This window comes from Streptomyces sp. NPDC018610 (assembly GCF_044391765.1).
In the GTDB taxonomy this organism is placed as follows: Bacteria; Actinomycetota; Actinomycetes; order Streptomycetales; family Streptomycetaceae; genus Streptomyces.
This window is the reverse complement of record NZ_JBISAL010000009.1, coordinates 388,973-402,955: the sequence shown is the minus strand read 5'-3', so window position 1 is coordinate 402,955 and position 13,983 is coordinate 388,973. Positions and strand designations below refer to the sequence as shown.

The 13,983-nt window shown below is 75.8% G+C and carries 14 protein-coding genes; 5 read left to right on the top strand and 9 right to left on the bottom strand.

All coding sequences use genetic code 11. The features are described from left to right. The first annotated feature begins 104 nt into the window (after positions 1-104). Genes ACH5A8_RS24515 through hypA form a run of 3 tightly spaced genes read left to right on the top strand, consistent with a single transcriptional unit; the run spans position 105 to position 1,694 of the window. On the top strand, positions 105-704 hold the full coding sequence (locus tag ACH5A8_RS24515; RefSeq protein ID WP_399005289.1) for a NifU family protein: 600 nt from the start codon (positions 105-107) through the stop codon (positions 702-704). After that, positions 701-1,294: a DUF5947 family protein gene (locus ACH5A8_RS24510; protein WP_399005287.1), complete on the top strand. Its 594-nt coding sequence runs from the start codon at positions 701-703 to the stop codon at positions 1,292-1,294. The genes ACH5A8_RS24515 and ACH5A8_RS24510 overlap by 4 nt, the downstream gene beginning before the upstream one ends. Before the next feature lie 40 nt (positions 1,295-1,334). Continuing rightward, positions 1,335-1,694: a hydrogenase maturation nickel metallochaperone HypA gene (gene hypA, locus ACH5A8_RS24505; RefSeq protein ID WP_399005285.1), complete on the top strand. Its 360-nt coding sequence runs from the start codon at positions 1,335-1,337 to the stop codon at positions 1,692-1,694. Between the two features lie 63 nt (positions 1,695-1,757). Here the strand turns inward: hypA and hypE are convergent, their stop codons facing one another. From hypE to ACH5A8_RS24470, 7 genes are all read right to left on the bottom strand, one after another. Beyond that, a complete protein-coding gene (gene hypE / locus ACH5A8_RS24500) occupies positions 1,758-2,840 on the bottom strand; it encodes a hydrogenase expression/formation protein HypE (protein ID WP_399005283.1) in 1,083 nt (360 codons plus the stop codon). Further along, entirely contained in the window at positions 2,833-4,011 is a 1,179-nt protein-coding gene (gene hypD / locus ACH5A8_RS24495) for a hydrogenase formation protein HypD (RefSeq protein ID WP_399005281.1), read from the bottom strand. Before hypD ends, hypE begins: the two co-directional genes overlap by 8 nt. After that, positions 4,008-4,343 carry a HypC/HybG/HupF family hydrogenase formation chaperone gene (locus ACH5A8_RS24490; protein ID WP_399005279.1) on the bottom strand — a complete coding sequence of 112 codons (336 nt, stop codon included), beginning with the start codon at positions 4,341-4,343 and terminating at the stop codon, positions 4,008-4,010. Before ACH5A8_RS24490 ends, hypD begins: the two co-directional genes overlap by 4 nt. Before the next feature lie 110 nt (positions 4,344-4,453). Then, positions 4,454-6,805, bottom strand: a complete 2,352-nt coding sequence (gene hypF / locus ACH5A8_RS24485) for a carbamoyltransferase HypF (RefSeq protein WP_399005277.1) — start codon at positions 6,803-6,805, stop codon at positions 4,454-4,456. Then, positions 6,802-7,701, bottom strand: a complete 900-nt coding sequence (hypB, locus tag ACH5A8_RS24480; protein WP_399005275.1) for a hydrogenase nickel incorporation protein HypB — start codon at positions 7,699-7,701, stop codon at positions 6,802-6,804. Before hypB ends, hypF begins: the two co-directional genes overlap by 4 nt. 76 nt (positions 7,702-7,777) lie before the next feature. Continuing rightward, entirely contained in the window at positions 7,778-8,380 is a 603-nt protein-coding gene (locus tag ACH5A8_RS24475) for a hydrogenase maturation protease (RefSeq protein WP_399005273.1), read from the bottom strand. Continuing rightward, positions 8,377-10,086: an enoyl-CoA hydratase-related protein gene (locus tag ACH5A8_RS24470; RefSeq protein WP_399005336.1), complete on the bottom strand. Its 1,710-nt coding sequence runs from the start codon at positions 10,084-10,086 to the stop codon at positions 8,377-8,379. The genes ACH5A8_RS24475 and ACH5A8_RS24470 overlap by 4 nt, the downstream gene beginning before the upstream one ends. A 290-nt stretch (positions 10,087-10,376) precedes the next feature. Between ACH5A8_RS24470 and ACH5A8_RS24465 the strand changes: the two genes are divergently transcribed. Beyond that, positions 10,377-10,649, top strand: a complete 273-nt coding sequence (locus ACH5A8_RS24465; RefSeq protein ID WP_399005271.1) for a hypothetical protein — start codon at positions 10,377-10,379, stop codon at positions 10,647-10,649. Positions 10,650-10,659: 10 nt separating this feature from the next. Then, on the top strand, positions 10,660-11,037 hold the full coding sequence (locus ACH5A8_RS24460) for a transglycosylase family protein (RefSeq protein ID WP_399005269.1): 378 nt from the start codon (positions 10,660-10,662) through the stop codon (positions 11,035-11,037). A 219-nt stretch (positions 11,038-11,256) separates the two neighbouring features. Here ACH5A8_RS24460 and ACH5A8_RS24455 read toward each other — a convergent pair whose 3' ends face one another. Both ACH5A8_RS24455 and ACH5A8_RS24450 read right to left on the bottom strand, forming a co-directional pair. Continuing rightward, the gene (locus ACH5A8_RS24455; RefSeq protein ID WP_399005267.1) at positions 11,257-12,138 is read right to left on the bottom strand and encodes a diacylglycerol kinase family protein; all 882 of its coding nucleotides are present in this window, start codon (positions 12,136-12,138) and stop codon (positions 11,257-11,259) included. Between the two features lie 222 nt (positions 12,139-12,360). After that, complete coding sequence (locus ACH5A8_RS24450; RefSeq protein ID WP_399005334.1) at positions 12,361-13,965, bottom strand: FAD-binding oxidoreductase; 1,605 nt, start codon at positions 13,963-13,965, stop codon at positions 12,361-12,363. Positions 13,966-13,983: the final 18 nt, after the last annotated feature.

Sequence of the window (13,983 nt, the reverse complement as noted above, 5' to 3'; positions counted from 1 at the left end):
ACCGTCCGCAGCTTCGACCCCTGCCTCCCCTGCGGCGTCCACATGTACCTCGGCAACGGCAAAACCCTCACCACCACCCACACCCCCACCTACGGCAGCCAGTCATGACCGAGCCGGGACACACCTCCCCCGGCGGCCGGCTCGGGGACCCGGAGATCGAGGCGCGGCTCGCGAGAATCGACGACGTGCTCGCCGGTCTGGAGTCCGCACCCGGTCCCACCGTGCGCTCCGCGCTGGAGGCGGTGGGACTGCTCACCGAGGTCTACGGCGAGGCGCTGGCCCGGGTCCTGGCCCAGGCAGGCCCGTCGCTCGCCCGACAGCTCACCGACGACGAACTGTTGGGGCACCTGATGGTGCTGCACGGAATCCACCCGGAGTCCCCGGAGCAGCGGGCCGCCCGGGCCGTGGAGCGGCTGCGCCCGGCCGTGCGCGAGCGCGGCGGCGACGTGGAGTGGGCCGGCCTGGACGGACAGGTGGCCCGGGTGCGCCTGAGCACGGGCGGCGGCTGCGGCGGAGGCTGCGGCAGCGGCAGCGGCGCGGTGGACGTCACGGAGGCGGTGCGCGAGGCGGTCCTCGCCGCCGCTCCCGAACTGACGGCGGTGGAACCGGTGCCCGAGGAGCGGCGGGCGGCGCCCGCGTTCGTGCCGCTGGGTTCCCTGACGCGCCGGGACGGCGGCGCGGCCCGGACGCGGGAGTCCACATGAGCGGGGACGGCGCGCTGGCCCGGCTGATCCGCTCCTCGGCCGACCGTACGGCGGCAGCGTCGGCGGAGTCCTGCGAACTGTGCGCCGCCCCGGTGCCGGACGAGCATCCGCACCTGTACGACACGGAACAGGCGGAGGTGCGGTGCGCCTGCCGCCCCTGCTCGGTGCTGTTCGCCGGGGACGGCGCGGGCGACCGCTTCCGGCCCGTCCCCCGGCGACGGCTCCGGCTGCGCCGGGTGGACACCGAGGCCCTGGGTGTGCCGGTCGGCCTGGTGTTCTTCGTGCCGCACGCCGACGGCACGGTCACCGCCCAGGGGCCGAGCCCCGCGGGGGCCATGCGGTGGGAGGTGGACGCCGCGGCCTGGCGGCGGGCCGCCGATCAGTGCCCCGAACTCGCCTCGGTGGAGCCGGAGGTGGAGGCGCTGCTGGTGAACACCGTGCACGGTCTCGACCATCACTGGATCGTGCCGGTGGACGACTGCTTCCGGATGATCGCCGTCGTCCGGCGGGAGTGGCGGGGTCTGTCGGGCGGCGGCCGGGTGTGGCCGGCCCTCGAGGAGTTCTTCGGGAAGCTGACCGAGCGGCGGTGAGCGGCGGCGACAGGGACGAGCCGAGCGACAGGGAGTTGCCGTGCACGAGTTGTCGATCGCGTCCGCGATCGTGGAGCGGGCCGGGGAACTCGCCCGGGCGGACGGGACAGGGGCCGTCTCGGCGGTGACGGTGCGGGTGGGCGAGCTGTCCGGCGTCGCGCCCGAAGCGCTGGACTTCGCCTTCGAGGTGGCCCGCGAGGGCACCGCCCTGGCCGGGGCCCGGCTCGTCGTCGAGCGGGTGACGGGGCGGGCGTACTGCGACGCGTGCGCGGCCGAGTTCGCGGTGGGGATGCCGCCGTTCTTCTGGTGCCCGCGCTGCGACCGCCCCTCGCAGGATCTGCGCGGCGGAAGAGAGTTGGAGATCATCGGCATCGACCCGGCGTCCGCACCCGCTTCCTGACGAGCCGTCATGTCGAAGGCGGACCCGCCGGCGCGTCAGCGCCGACGGGTCCGCACGCGCGGATCAGCAGATGCGCGGGAGCTGCTCACCGAGCGGCAGGTCGACGACGCGGGTGCCGCCGAGGCCGGTGGCGACGACGACCATGCCGGGGTGCTCGGCGACGCACTCGCCGATCAGCACGGCGCCGGAGCCCTGGGGATGGGCACGCATGGCGTCGAGGACCGCGTCCGCCTCGTCCGGCGGCACGAACGCGACGAGCCGGCCCTCGTTGGCCACGTAGAGCGGGTCGAGGCCGAGGAAGCCGCAGGCGTTGGCGACGGCCTCCGGGACGGGGATCGCGCGTTCGGTCAGCCGGACTCCGGTGCCGGAGGCGCGGGCGATCTCGTTGAGCGAGGCGGCGAGTCCGCCCCGGGTGGGGTCGCGCAGCACGTGGATGTCCGGGGTGACGGCCAGCATGGCCGCCACCAGGTCCGCCAGGGGCGCGGTGTCGCTGGCGACCTCGACACCGAACTCCAGGCCCTCCCGGACGCTCATGATGGCCACACCGTGCAGGCCGATGGGGCCGCTGACGATCACGGCGTCACCCGGCCGGGCCCGCTGCGGGCGGATGTCCACCCCTTCGGGGACGAGGCCCACGCCGGCGGTGGTGACGTAGACGCCGTCGCCGTGACCGGCCTCCACGACCTTGGTGTCGCCGGTGGCCACGATGACGCCGGCCGCCTCGGCCGCCGCCCCCATGGCGCGGGCGATCCGGTCCACGACGGCCAGTTCCACGCCCTCCTCCAGGACGTAGGCCGCGGAGAGGAAGGCGGGCCGGGCCCCGCTCATCGCCAGGTCGTTGACGGTGCCGTTGACCGCGAGGTCGCCGAGGCTGCCGCCGGGGAAGAACAGCGGCCGTACGACGTAGGAGTCGGTGGAGAACGCCAGCCGGGCGCCGCCCAGGTGGAGGACGGCGGAGTCGCCCATGCCCGCCAGGAGGGGGTTGCCGTAGGCCGGGGCGAAGACGTCCTGGATCAGTTCCGCGGACAGGGCGCCGCCTCCGCCGTGGCCCATGACCACGACCGGCTGGTCGCGCAGGGGGGCCGGGCAGGTCCAGTTCACGGGGTCGACGGGGGCCTCGGCCGCCGCGGGAGCCAGTTCAGCCAACGGGGTTCATCTCCTCCTGCGGAACGCGGGCGCCCTGCGGCGCGGGCGCGCCGGGCGTGAGGGGCGCGCCCTGGGGGGCGTCCGCGTTCATCCGGCGGTACAGGTAGTAGGCGGCGCAGGCGCCCTCGCTGGAGACCATGGTGGCGCCGAGCGGGGTGCGCGGGGTGCAGATGGTGCCGAAGGCGGAGCACTCGGTGGGTTTGATGAGGCCCTGGAGGACCTCGCCGGCGCGGCACACCGCCGGTTCCTCGGTGCGGATGCCGGTGACGTCGAAGCGGTGCTCGGCGTCGTAGGCGCGGTAGGCCTCCGACAGCCGCCAGCCGCTGGCCGGGATGCGGCCGATGCCGCGCCAGGAGCGGTCGACGACCTCGAAGACCTCCTCCAGCATGCGCAGGGCGGCAGGGTTGCCGCTCTCGCGCACCGCCCGCGGGTAGGCGTTGTCCACCCGGTGCTCGCCGCGCTCCAGCTGGTGGACGGCGCGGCGGATGCCCTCCAGGATGTCCAGCGGCTCGAAGCCGGTGACCACGATGGGGACGCGGTGCCGTTCGGCCAGTTCCGGGTACTCGGCGGTGCCCATGACGCTGCACACGTGTCCGGCGGCCAGGAAGCCCTGCACCCGGCAGGCGGGGGCGGTCATGATGGCCTCGATGGCCGGTGGGACCCGCACGTGGGAGACCAGGAGGCTGAAGTTGTCCAGGCCCAGGCGGCGGGCCTGGTGCACGGCCATGGCGTTGGCGGGCGCGGTCGTCTCGAAGCCGATGGCGAAGAACACCACCTGCTTGTCGGGGTGCCGGCGCGCCAGTTGGAGCGCGTCGAGCGGCGAGTACACCACCCGTACGTCACCGCCCTCCCCCTTGACACGGAACAGGTCCCGGTCGGTGCCCGGCACGCGCAGCATGTCCCCGAACGAGCAGAAGACGACGTCGGGGCGCGCGGCGATCTCCAGTGCCTTGTCGATGACCTCCAGCGGGGTCACGCACACCGGGCAGCCGGGTCCATGGATCAACTCCAGCTTTTCCGGAAGGAGTTGGTCGATGCCGTGCCGGATGATCGAGTGGGTCTGGCCGCCGCAGACCTCCATCAGCGCCCACGGCCGGGTGACCGTGGCGTGGATCTCGTCCAGCAACCGCCGTGCCAGATCGGGGTCGTTGAACTCGTCGATGTACTTCACCGGGCCTCACTCCCGCTCTCCTCGCCCGCGACGGCGCCCGCCGGCCGCGGTGCCGTGTCCTCGGACTGTTGTGCCGCCTGCGCCCAGGGATCGCCGAACTCCTCCTCGAGCAGACCGAGTTGCTCGAAGAGTTCCAGGGAGGCGCGGGCCGACTCCTCGTCCAGCCGTTGCAGGGCGAAGCCGACGTGGACGATGACGTACTCCCCCACCCGCAGGTCGGGCAGGTACTCCAGGCACGCCTGTTTTCGCACTCCGCCGAAGTCGATCAGGCCGGTGAGCGGGTCGGCGCGGTGGTCGATGGACACGACCTTGCCGGGCACTGCCAAGCACATGGGTCACTCCGTCTCGTCGCTGTCTGTGGTCCGCCGGCCGCGCGGTCGCCCGCGCGTCGGGTCCGTGCTCCCGCCGGGCCGCCCCGTACGCCCGGGCGCCGTGGGCCCGGTCACTCGCGCCGTCGCTCGTGCGCCGCCACGACCAGCTGCCCGAGGGCCAGTCCGCCGTCGCCGGGCGGGACCTCGCCGTGGCGCAGCACGGTGAGGCCGTCCGCCGTCAGCAGCGTGGCGCACTCCTCCTCCAGCAGCCCGTTGGCGAAGACGCCGCCGCTGAGGACGACGGTGGCCAGACCGGTGGCGGTGCGGGCGCGCCGGCAGGTCTCCGCCACGGCCCGGGCCACGCCCCGGTGGAACCGGGCCGCGAGGACGGGCGGCGGGGTGCCGCGCCGCTGGTCGTCGAGGAGGGCCCGCAGCATGGGCGCGGGGTCCAGGAGCAGCGGTCCGGACCCGGAGGTGAACCCGAAGGGGTACGCCGCCGCGTCCGCGTCCCGGACTGCGGTGGCCGCCGCTTCCAGTTCCAGGGCGGCCTGTGCCTCGTAGTGGGCGCGGTGGCAGACGCCGGCGAGGGAGGAGACGGCGTCGAAGAGGCGGCCCATGCTGGAGGTCGGCACGCAGGCCAGATCGCGTTCCAGCTGCCGTCGCAGCACCTGCGCCTCCCCGGGCGCGCAGGCCGCGACGCTGGGCAGCCGGGGGTCCCAGGGCAGGCCCGCGGCCCACAGCCGGGCCAGCGCGAGGCGGCACGGGTTGGCGACGCCGGCGTCGCCGCCGGGCAGCGGGGCGGGGGCGAGGTGGGCGAAGCGGCGGTGGCCCGCGTAGTCGGCGAGGAGGATCTCGCCGCCCCACACGGTGCCGTCGTCGCCGTATCCGGTGCCGTCGAAGGCGATGCCGATCACCGCAGCGGTGCCGTCGAGACCGTGCTCGGCCATCGCCGAGGCGATGTGGGCGTGGTGGTGCTGGACGAACACCGCTTGCGGGGCGCCCGGTCCGGCCGCTCGTCGGCGGGCCCGGCGGGCGGAGTGGTATCCCGGGTGGCGGTCGGCGGCGACGAGGCGGGGGGTGACTCCGGTCAGCCGCAGCAGGTGCCGTTCGGCCCGCCGGGCGGCCTCCTGGGTGGCCAGGTCGTCCATGTCGCCGATGTGCGGGCCGAACCAGGCGTGTTCGCCGTCGCCGACGCAGAGCGTGTTCTTCAGGTCGCCGCCCAGCGCGAGGGCGGGGCGTACCGGCAGCGGCAGGCGCAGCGGGCGCGGCACGTAGCCGCGGGAGCGGCGCAGCACCTGCTCGGTGCCGTCGGGGCGCACCCGCAGCAGCGAGTCGTCGCAGGGGGAGGCGACGGGGCGGTCGTGGGCGAGCCAGGCGTCGGCCAGGCCGGCGAGGCGGGTCAGCGCCTCCTCGTCGTCGGTGACGATGGGCTCGCCGGAGCGGTTGCCGCTGGTCATGACGAGTACGCGGGGGCCGGGCGGGTCGCCGGGCAGTCCGAACAGCAGGGTGTGCACGGGGGTGTAGGGCAGCAGCACGCCGATGTGGGGGCTGCCGGGGCAGACCTCGTCGCTGACGCGGAGCCCGTCGGTCCGGCCGCGGCGGCGCAGCAGGACGATGGGACGCCGGGGCCCGGTGAGCACGGCCCGTTCGCTGTCGGTGAGTTCGGCGATCCGCTCGGCGGTGGCGAGGTCCGCGCACATCACCGCGAACGCCTTGCCGCCGCGTTCCTTGCGCGCGCGCAGGGTGGCGACGGCGTGGGCGTCGGTGGCGTCGCAGGCCAGGTGGTAGCCGCCGACGCCCTTGACGGCGACGACGCGTCCCGCGGCGAGCAGGGCCCGCGCCGCGGCGAGGGCGTCGCCGTCGCGGGCCGGGCGCAGGCCGCTGTCCCTGCCGGGCACCAGGCGCAGCCGGGGGCCGCAGTCGGGGCAGGCGACGGGCTGGGCGTGGAAGCGGCGGTCGAGGGGGTCGGCGTACTCACGGGCGCAGGCGGGGCACATCGGGAAGCCGGCCATGGTGGTGGCGGCGCGGTCGTAGGGCATCGCGGTGGCGACGGTGAAGCGGGGGCCGCAGTGGGTGCAGGTGATGAAGGGGTGCCGGTGACGGCGGTCGGCGGGGTCGGCGAGTTCGCCCAGGCAGTCGGGGCAGGTAGCGGTGTCGGGCGGGAGGTGGGTGCGGCCGGCGGAGTGCTCGGTGGGGCGGATGGCGAACGGGCCGGTGGCGCCCGTGGCGGGCAGATCCTCGGCTCCGATGCCGGTGACGGCGGCCAGCGGGGGCGGCCTGCGGGTCAGCCGGTCGCAGAACCGGGCGACGCCGTCCGCCGGGCCCTCGACCTCGATCAGCACGCCGCTCGCGGTGTTGCTGACGAAGCCGGCCAGTGCCAGATCGGCGGCGAGGCGGTGCACGTACGGCCTGAAGCCCACGCCCTGCACGGTGCCCCGCACGGTGAGCCGGCGGCGTACCTGGCCGGTGACCGGGGCGGTCATGAGGCGGGGGCGGGTGCGGGGGCCGGCGCCGGGTGGGGGTGTTCGCGGGGGCCCTCGTGCGGGTGGGCGTCGGGGTGGCCGTGGGCTTCGTCGCGGGTGTGGCCGTGGACGCCGTCGTGCCGATGGCCGTGGGCGTCGTCGTGCGCGTGACCGTCGGGGTCGCCGTGGCCGTGGGCGTCGTCGTCGTGCGAGTGGCCGTGGTCGTGCGGGCGGGGGGCGAGGGGCGGGCGGTGGGGCGGGACGCCGTGGCGGGCGGCGAGCGCCCGTTCCAGGACGGTGTCGACGCCGTCGCCGGTGCGGGCGCAGGTCCGTACGATCTCCACCCCCGGGTTGACCCGGCGCACGTTGGCGCGGAAGGCGTCCTCGTCGAAGCCGGCGGGTCCGGCGAGGTCGGTCTTGGTGGTCACGACCAGATGGGCGGAGCCGAAGGCGGTGGGGTACTTCAGCGGTTTGTCCTCGCCCTCGGTCACCGCCATCAGGACGATCCTCAGGGTCTCGCCGAGGTCGTAGGAGGCCGGGCAGACGAGGTTGCCGACGTTCTCCACGAACAGCACGGCGGTGCCCTCGGGGAGCCAGCCCTCGACGTGGCCGCGCAGCTGGCGGGCCTCCAGGTGGCACAGGCCGTCGGTGAGGACCTGTCGCACGGGAGCGCCCGAACGGGCCAGCCTGCGGGCGTCGTTCTCGGTGGCCAGGTCCGCGGTGAGCGCGGCGGCCGGGACACCCCGTGCGACCGCGCGGGCCAGCACCCGGCCGAGGAGCTCGGTCTTGCCGCTGCCGGGGCTGGACAGCAGGTTGACCACGGTGACGCCCTGCCGTGTCAGGTCCTCGCGCAGAACCCGGGCCAGGTCGTCGTTCTTGGCGAGCACGGCCTGCTTGACGTCGGCGGACCGGCACATGGCACGTCTCCTCGGGGTCGGTTGGGCTGGGGACTGTCCGCTGTTCGCCGCCGCTGTCCGCGGCGGCCGGCTTCCGTCATCGATCCTGGGCCGCGCCGACGCTCAGGTGCGGCAGCGCAGCCGTGGGCGGCGGGGCGGATTCGTCCGGGCGGCGCAACGACGGGGTGGCCGCCGGGTCGGCGAGCAGCGCCGCGACGATGGTGTGCAGGGCCGTGACGGCGTGTTCGACGGCCTCACGCACGGGGGTGCTGAGCCCGGGCGCGATGTCCTCGTCGCCGCGGGGCACCGTCTCGGGCTCGCAGGCCAGGACGAGAACGCGCGGCAGCGGCCCGTCGCCGAGACGGGCGGCCAGGGCGAGCACCTTGGCCGGGTCCATGCCGTGGGCCTCCGGCGGGGCGCAGGCGTCACCGTCCGGGAGGTCCGGTTCGATGAGGGAGAGGGTGCCGGGCCGGTGGCCGCGCGGGGCGGCGTCGACCAGGACGGCGGTGTCGTGCCCGGCGAGCAGTTCGTAGGCGAGGTCGAGGCCGCGGATGCCGAAGTCCCGCACCATGACCTCGGGCGGCAGCGGGCGGGTGGCGAGGGCCCGCAGCACCTCGCACCCGAAGGCGTCGTCGCCCAGGAAGATGTTGCCGACGCCGGCGACCAGGAGCCGGACGGGCGGGGCGGCGCGGTCCGTCATCGGGTGCTCCCGGCGAGCGGGTCGGCGGCCGGGCTCAGGGGGTGCGGGCTGCCGCCGGGTGTCTTGCGGACGAACGTCGAGCGCAGCGCGTGGTAGGGGGCGCCGGGGTCGAAGAAGATGTCGCGCATGCGGGCGAGTTCGGCGCTGCGGTGGTCGGCGAGCGGCCGCAGGGCCTCGTCGCGTTCGCGGGCGGCGGCCTTGGCCGCGATCCGCCGGCCGAGGTCCGATCCGGCGGCGAGCTCGGTCGCCATCCGGCCGGTCTCGGCGGCGAACTCCCGTGCGGGGACGGGGACCAGCCGGTCCACCAGGCCCAGGCCGTGGGCGGTGGCGGCGCTCACCGGCAGGGCCTCGGCGGTCAGCCGTCCGGCGGTCTCCTCGCCGACCCGGCGGGGCAGGCTGTAGGTCCAGAACTCCGAGCCGTACAGGCCCATCCTGCGGTAGTGCGGGTTGAGGACGGTGCCGGTGCGGCACCACACCTCGTCGGCGGCGAGGGCGAGCATGACGCCGCCCGCGGCCGCGTTGCCGCCGAGCGCGGCGACCACCAGCCGGTCGGTGGTGCGCAGCACCGCCTCGACGAGGTCGTTCATGGCGTTGAGGTTGGCCCAGGACTCGGCGGCGGGGTCCTCGGCCGCCTCGATGACGTTCAGGTGGATGCCGTTGGAGAAGAAGTCGCGGACGCCGCCGAGGACCAGGACGGAGGTGGGGCGGGCGAGCGCGTGGCGGTAGGCGGCGAGCAGTCTGCGGCACTGGTCGGTGCTCATCGCTCCGCCGGGGAAGGAGAAGGCCAGGAAGCCGGTGTCGCCGTGCTGCCGGTAGCGGATGTCGGTCCAGGTGTTCCGCCCGGGCGGCAGTTCGAGCGGGACGCCGGCCTCGGCGAGCCCGGTGGGGCCGAGCACGGAGGTGGCCGGGCGTCTGAAGGGCGCCGGGTCGCCGGAGGCCTTGCGGGGTCTGAGTTCGGGGATCCACACGGCGCCGTCCCGGGTGGCGCGGCAGACCGCTCCGGCCCGCGTGGCGAGCAGTTCCCCGGGGCGTCCGCGCAGCCGGTCCTCGGGGTGGCCGCCGTGCAGGAAGACCTCACGGCCGAGGATCCGGTCGAGCACGCCGGGCTGGGAGTCCGCGGCGCGGAGCTTGCGCACCACGGTGGCGGTGTCGTCGCCCTCCCAGTCGACGCGCCGCTGCGGCTGCCGCACGGGGTCGCGCCAGACGACCTGGACGGCGGGGTCGGACTGGGGCATCGGTTTGTACGAGCCCTCGGCGTGGCGCCGCACCGCCAGCAGCACGGCGGCCACGGCGGCGTCGGAGACCTCGTTGCGGTAGAGGTCGCTCTTGCCGACGGGCGCGGTCTCGAAGGGCATCGACGCCCAGATGTCGCCGGCGTCCATGGCGGCCTCGGCCCGCAGGACGGTGACGCCCCAGTGCGCGGCCCCGTCGGCGACGGCCCAGTCGAGGGAGGACGGGCCGCGGTCCCCGGGGGGCCCGGGATGCACGATGAGGCAGGTGTGCTCGCGCCACAGGTCCTCGGGGAGCGCCGTCCTGAGCATCGGGGCGATGATCAGCTCGGGGCGGTCGCGGGCCACGGCGGCCCGGACGGCGTCGGCTCCGTGCGAGGCGAGGACGACGTCCACCCGGTGCCCGCGGTCCGACAGTTCGGCGTACACGCGCTGGGACAGGCTGTTGAACGCGCTGGCGACGAGCAGGATGTCCATGACGCGGCATCGTGGACCTTTTGTCGGACCGGGTGAAGGACCGCCCCGGCGTTTCGCGCCGCTTCGCCGGGTCTCTTCCTCCATCCGGATCGCATTCCTCAGTTCCTCGAAGGCATCGCCGCCCTCGTCCTCGTTCCTCTCCAGCAGGGCCCGGGCGAGGACGTCGAGCTTGCGCTGGACGGCGCGTCCGGCACGCATCTCGGAGTCCTTCAGCAGCGCGAGCAGGAGCGGCGTGACGCGGTCATGGACTCGCCCGCCGGCGGGAGCAGTTCCACGTCCAGGTGTGCCGCGTGGGCGGCGACGAAGCAGCCGACGAGGAGGAGGCGGAGCAGGAAGCAGAGCGGCGAGCCGGTGAAGCCGGAGGCGTACCGCGCGAGCTGCTCGAACCGGCCGCGGCGGGGTACGCCGCGCTGAACGCGGCTCTTGAACGTCGTGGGCGAGCCTTGCCCCGCCGCGCGGTCGGGTTCGGTTCCGGCCGCGCGGTCGGGTTCTCGCCGCGCGGTCGGGTTCTCGCCGCGCGGACTCGGCGCGTCGTTGAGCTACTTTCCGTTCATATGATGTAACAGTCTGCGCATGATCTGGCAGCAGAACATCGACAGGGCCCGGCTCGCCGGGGCCCCCGCCCGTCGCCCCCGTCGCGCGCTGCGCGGGGCCCTGCTCGTCGCGGCGACCACCGCCGCGCTGGCCGGCGGCCCCACCGCGAGCGCGCTCCCCGCCGAGGGCCGCACGGCCGACTGGGACGCCATCGCCGCCTGCGAGTCCGGCGGCGACTGGAAGGCGAACACCGGCAACGGGTACTACGGCGGGCTGCAGTTCAAGCAGTCCAGCTGGGTCGCGGCCGGCGGTCTGAAGTACGCGCCCCGGGCGGACCTGGCCACGCGCGAGGAACAGATCGCCGTGGCCCGCCGACTGGCCCTCCTGCAGGGGATGTCCGCCTGGGGCTGCGCGTAGCGGCGACCGCCGGGCCGCGCGTGACGGTCGCCGCCCCGGCCGCGCGCGCCGGTCACCGCCCAGGCCGTGCATGGCGGTCGCCGCCCGGCCGTGCGTGACGGGATGCGCGCGACGGCGCTCCCCGGACGCCTGCGACGGCGGTCGCCGGGCCGTGCGTGGCGGCGGTCCGGGGGCCGCCGGTGTGTGTGGCGGCGGGGCGCGGCCGGCCGCGCCGGCCGTTCAGCACAGCACCGAGAGGGCTCCGGGGAGCACCCGGGCGGTGACGGGCAGCACCGCGTCGACCTCGCCGTCGGCGCCGTACGGTATCTCCCGGTCGGCCGCGACGCCGATCTCCCGGCCGCGCAGGATCCGCACCTCGGGCCGGCCGACGTGCCCGCCCGTCCTCAGCTCGTTCATCAGGGTGAAGAAGAGCCGGCGCGGCGCGGCGCGGATCAGCACCACGTCGAGCAGTCCGTCGTCGACCCGGGCGCCGGGCGCGATCATGCGGCCCGAGCCGTAGTACGCCGAGTTGGCGGCCACCACGGTGTAGCCGCGGTGGGTGTGCTCCTCGCCGTCGACGGTGACGCGGTAGGTCGCCGCGCGCCAGGTGGCGACCGCCCGCAGCCCGCCGGCGTAGTACGAGGCGGCGCCGCGCAGCAGCCTGGCGTGGTTGGCGTGCCGGTTGGCGAGCGCGTCGACGCCCGCGTACACGCTGCCGAGGACGACGGTGCGGGGGTGGACGGCGGACTCCACCTCGATGGTGTCGACTGCGCGCGGGGCGTGGTGCAGCAGCACGCGGGCCAGCTCGGCCGGGTCGGCCGGCAGGTCGAGCGCGCGGGCGAAGTCGTTGCCGCGGCCGGCCGGGACGAGCCCGAACAGGGCGCCGGTGCCGCTGAGCGCCCCGCCTATGCCGCCGGCGATGCCGTCGCCGCCCACGGCGAGCACGACCCGGCCGCGCTCCCCCGCCCGCCGGGCGAGTTCCTGGGCGTGAGCGAGGCTGCGGCTGTACTCGGTCTCCAGCGAGGCGCCCGCCTCCCGGAGCGGTCCGGCCACGCGCAGCAGCGCCGCGGCGCCCGCGGATCCACCCGCTGTGGGGTTGACGATGGCGGTGAACTGACGCATCGGTGGGCCTCCGGGGCGCGAGGAGTGCGGGTGGCGGGAGGGTACGGGACGGAGCCGGGCGGGACGCATCCGGGCGGGTGCGCCGGGGGCGGACGGTGCTCTGGAGTGGCCGAGCCGCCCGGGCGGGACCGGAACGGCTCCCGGCCGAGCCGCCCGGGCGGGAGGCCGGGGCGGCCCGCGGCCGGCGCCTGGTGGGCAGGCCGGAGGACGGCGGGGCCGGCCTCAGTCGAGGGGCAGGAGGACGCCGGGGTTGAGCAGGCCGGCCGGGTCCAGCCGCCGCTTGACCGCCCGCAGGGCGTCGGCGCCGAGCGGCCCGGCCTCCCGGAGGTACCAGTCGCGGTGGTCGGTGCCCACGCCGTGGTGGTGGCTGATGGTGCCGCCGGCGGCGAGGATCGCCTCGTTGGCGGCGTGCTTGGCGGGCGCCCAGTGCGCCACCGGGTCCTCGCCCTGCGCCGAGACCACCGTGAAGTAGAGCGAGGCGCCGTTCTCGTAGACGTGCGAGATGTGACACATCACCAGCGGAGGGGTGCCGGCCTCGGTGAGCGCCGCGGTGAGGGCGTCGCGGACGGCGGCGTACAGCCCGGGCACGCCCGACCAGAAGGCGGCGGTCTCCAGGGTCTCGGCGAACGCCCCGACGTCCAGCAGCGCGTCGCGCAGGTACGGCGCCGAGTAGCGGCCGTGCGCCCAGCGCTCGCCGGGTTCCTCGCCGAGGTACGTGCCGCCGCACTCGCGCAGGACGGCCGCCGCGAGTTCCCTGCGGTGGGCCACGTCCTCGGCGGTGCCCTCGTAGCCCGCGATCGCCTGGCAGCCGGCGGGCCGCGCGTCACCGGCGCCGATGGCGTCGGGCTGGGCGAGGCCGACCAGTGTCTCGGTCTCGTCGGACAGGCGCAGCACGGTCGGCCGCGGCCCGTCCTGGGCGAGCCGGCGCAGCGCCGCGGCGCCCTCGTCGAAGGAGGCGAAGCGCCAGCCCTCGTACACCTTGGCCCGCGGCAGGGGGCGCAGCCGCACGGTCACGGACGTGATGACCCCGAACGCGCCCTCGGAGCCGAGGACGAGCTGGCGCAGGTCGGGTCCGGCGGCCGACCGCGGGGCGCGGCCGGTCTCCAGGGTGCCCTCGGGCGTGGCGAGGGTGAGGCCGAGCACCATCTCGTCGAAGCGGCCGTACCCGGCGGACGCCTGGCCGCTGGAGCGGGCGGCGGCGAATCCGCCGATGGTGGCCCATTCGTAGGACTGCGGGAAGTGGCCGAGGGTGAAGCCGTGCTCGGCGAGCAGCGCCTCGGCGTGCGGGGCGCGCAAGCCCGGCTGGAGGGTGGCCGTGCGGGAGACGGGGTCGAGGGCGAGCAGCCGGTCCATACGGCGCAGGTCCAGGGCGACGAAGGGGCGCGGGCGGGAGTTGGGCCGCTCGGGGGCGAGGCCGCCGACGACGGAGGTGCCGCCGCCGAACGGAACGACGGCGAGGTCGTGGGCCGCGCAGGCGCGCAGGACGGCGAGCACGTCGTCGTGGCTCGCCGGGAGCACCACCGCCGCCGGCAGGTCGGTGACGTCGCCCTCCCGGATCCGCAGCAGGTCGGGGGTGGACTTGCCGCGGGTGTGCCGGACGCGGGACTCGGCGTCGGTGCGGACGTGCTCCTCGTCGCCGACCGCGTCTGTCAGCGCGCGGAGGGCGGCGGGGGTCAGCGGCGTCTCGGGGACGTCGATGTCCGCGAGGGCGACCGGTGCGGTGCCGCGGGGCTTGACGCCGAGCAGGTCGCGCAGCAGCGCGGTCACCGTCTCGGGCAGCGGTGCGGCCCCGGCCGGGTCGCCCCAGCCGCTCCACAGCATGTCCATGGGGTTGTTCCTCATCGG

Excerpts from the sequence above, each read along its gene's own strand:
- ACH5A8_RS24460 (WP_399005269.1), top strand. The coding sequence starts at position 10,660 with ATGATCTGGCAGCAGAACATCGACAGGGCCCGGCTCGCCGGGGCCCCC.
- ACH5A8_RS24450 (WP_399005334.1), bottom strand. The coding sequence starts at position 13,965 with ATGGACATGCTGTGGAGCGGCTGGGGCGACCCGGCCGGGGCCGCACCG.
- hypB (WP_399005275.1), bottom strand. The coding sequence starts at position 7,701 with ATGTGCCGGTCCGCCGACGTCAAGCAGGCCGTGCTCGCCAAGAACGAC.
- ACH5A8_RS24490 (WP_399005279.1), bottom strand. The coding sequence starts at position 4,343 with ATGTGCTTGGCAGTGCCCGGCAAGGTCGTGTCCATCGACCACCGCGCC.
- ACH5A8_RS24510 (WP_399005287.1), top strand. The coding sequence starts at position 701 with ATGAGCGGGGACGGCGCGCTGGCCCGGCTGATCCGCTCCTCGGCCGAC.
- ACH5A8_RS24470 (WP_399005336.1), bottom strand. The coding sequence starts at position 10,086 with ATGGACATCCTGCTCGTCGCCAGCGCGTTCAACAGCCTGTCCCAGCGC.
- ACH5A8_RS24515 (WP_399005289.1), top strand. The coding sequence starts at position 105 with ATGACCGAGCCGGGACACACCTCCCCCGGCGGCCGGCTCGGGGACCCG.
- ACH5A8_RS24475 (WP_399005273.1), bottom strand. The coding sequence starts at position 8,380 with ATGACGGACCGCGCCGCCCCGCCCGTCCGGCTCCTGGTCGCCGGCGTC.
- ACH5A8_RS24455 (WP_399005267.1), bottom strand. The coding sequence starts at position 12,138 with ATGCGTCAGTTCACCGCCATCGTCAACCCCACAGCGGGTGGATCCGCG.
- hypF (WP_399005277.1), bottom strand. The coding sequence starts at position 6,805 with ATGACCGCCCCGGTCACCGGCCAGGTACGCCGCCGGCTCACCGTGCGG.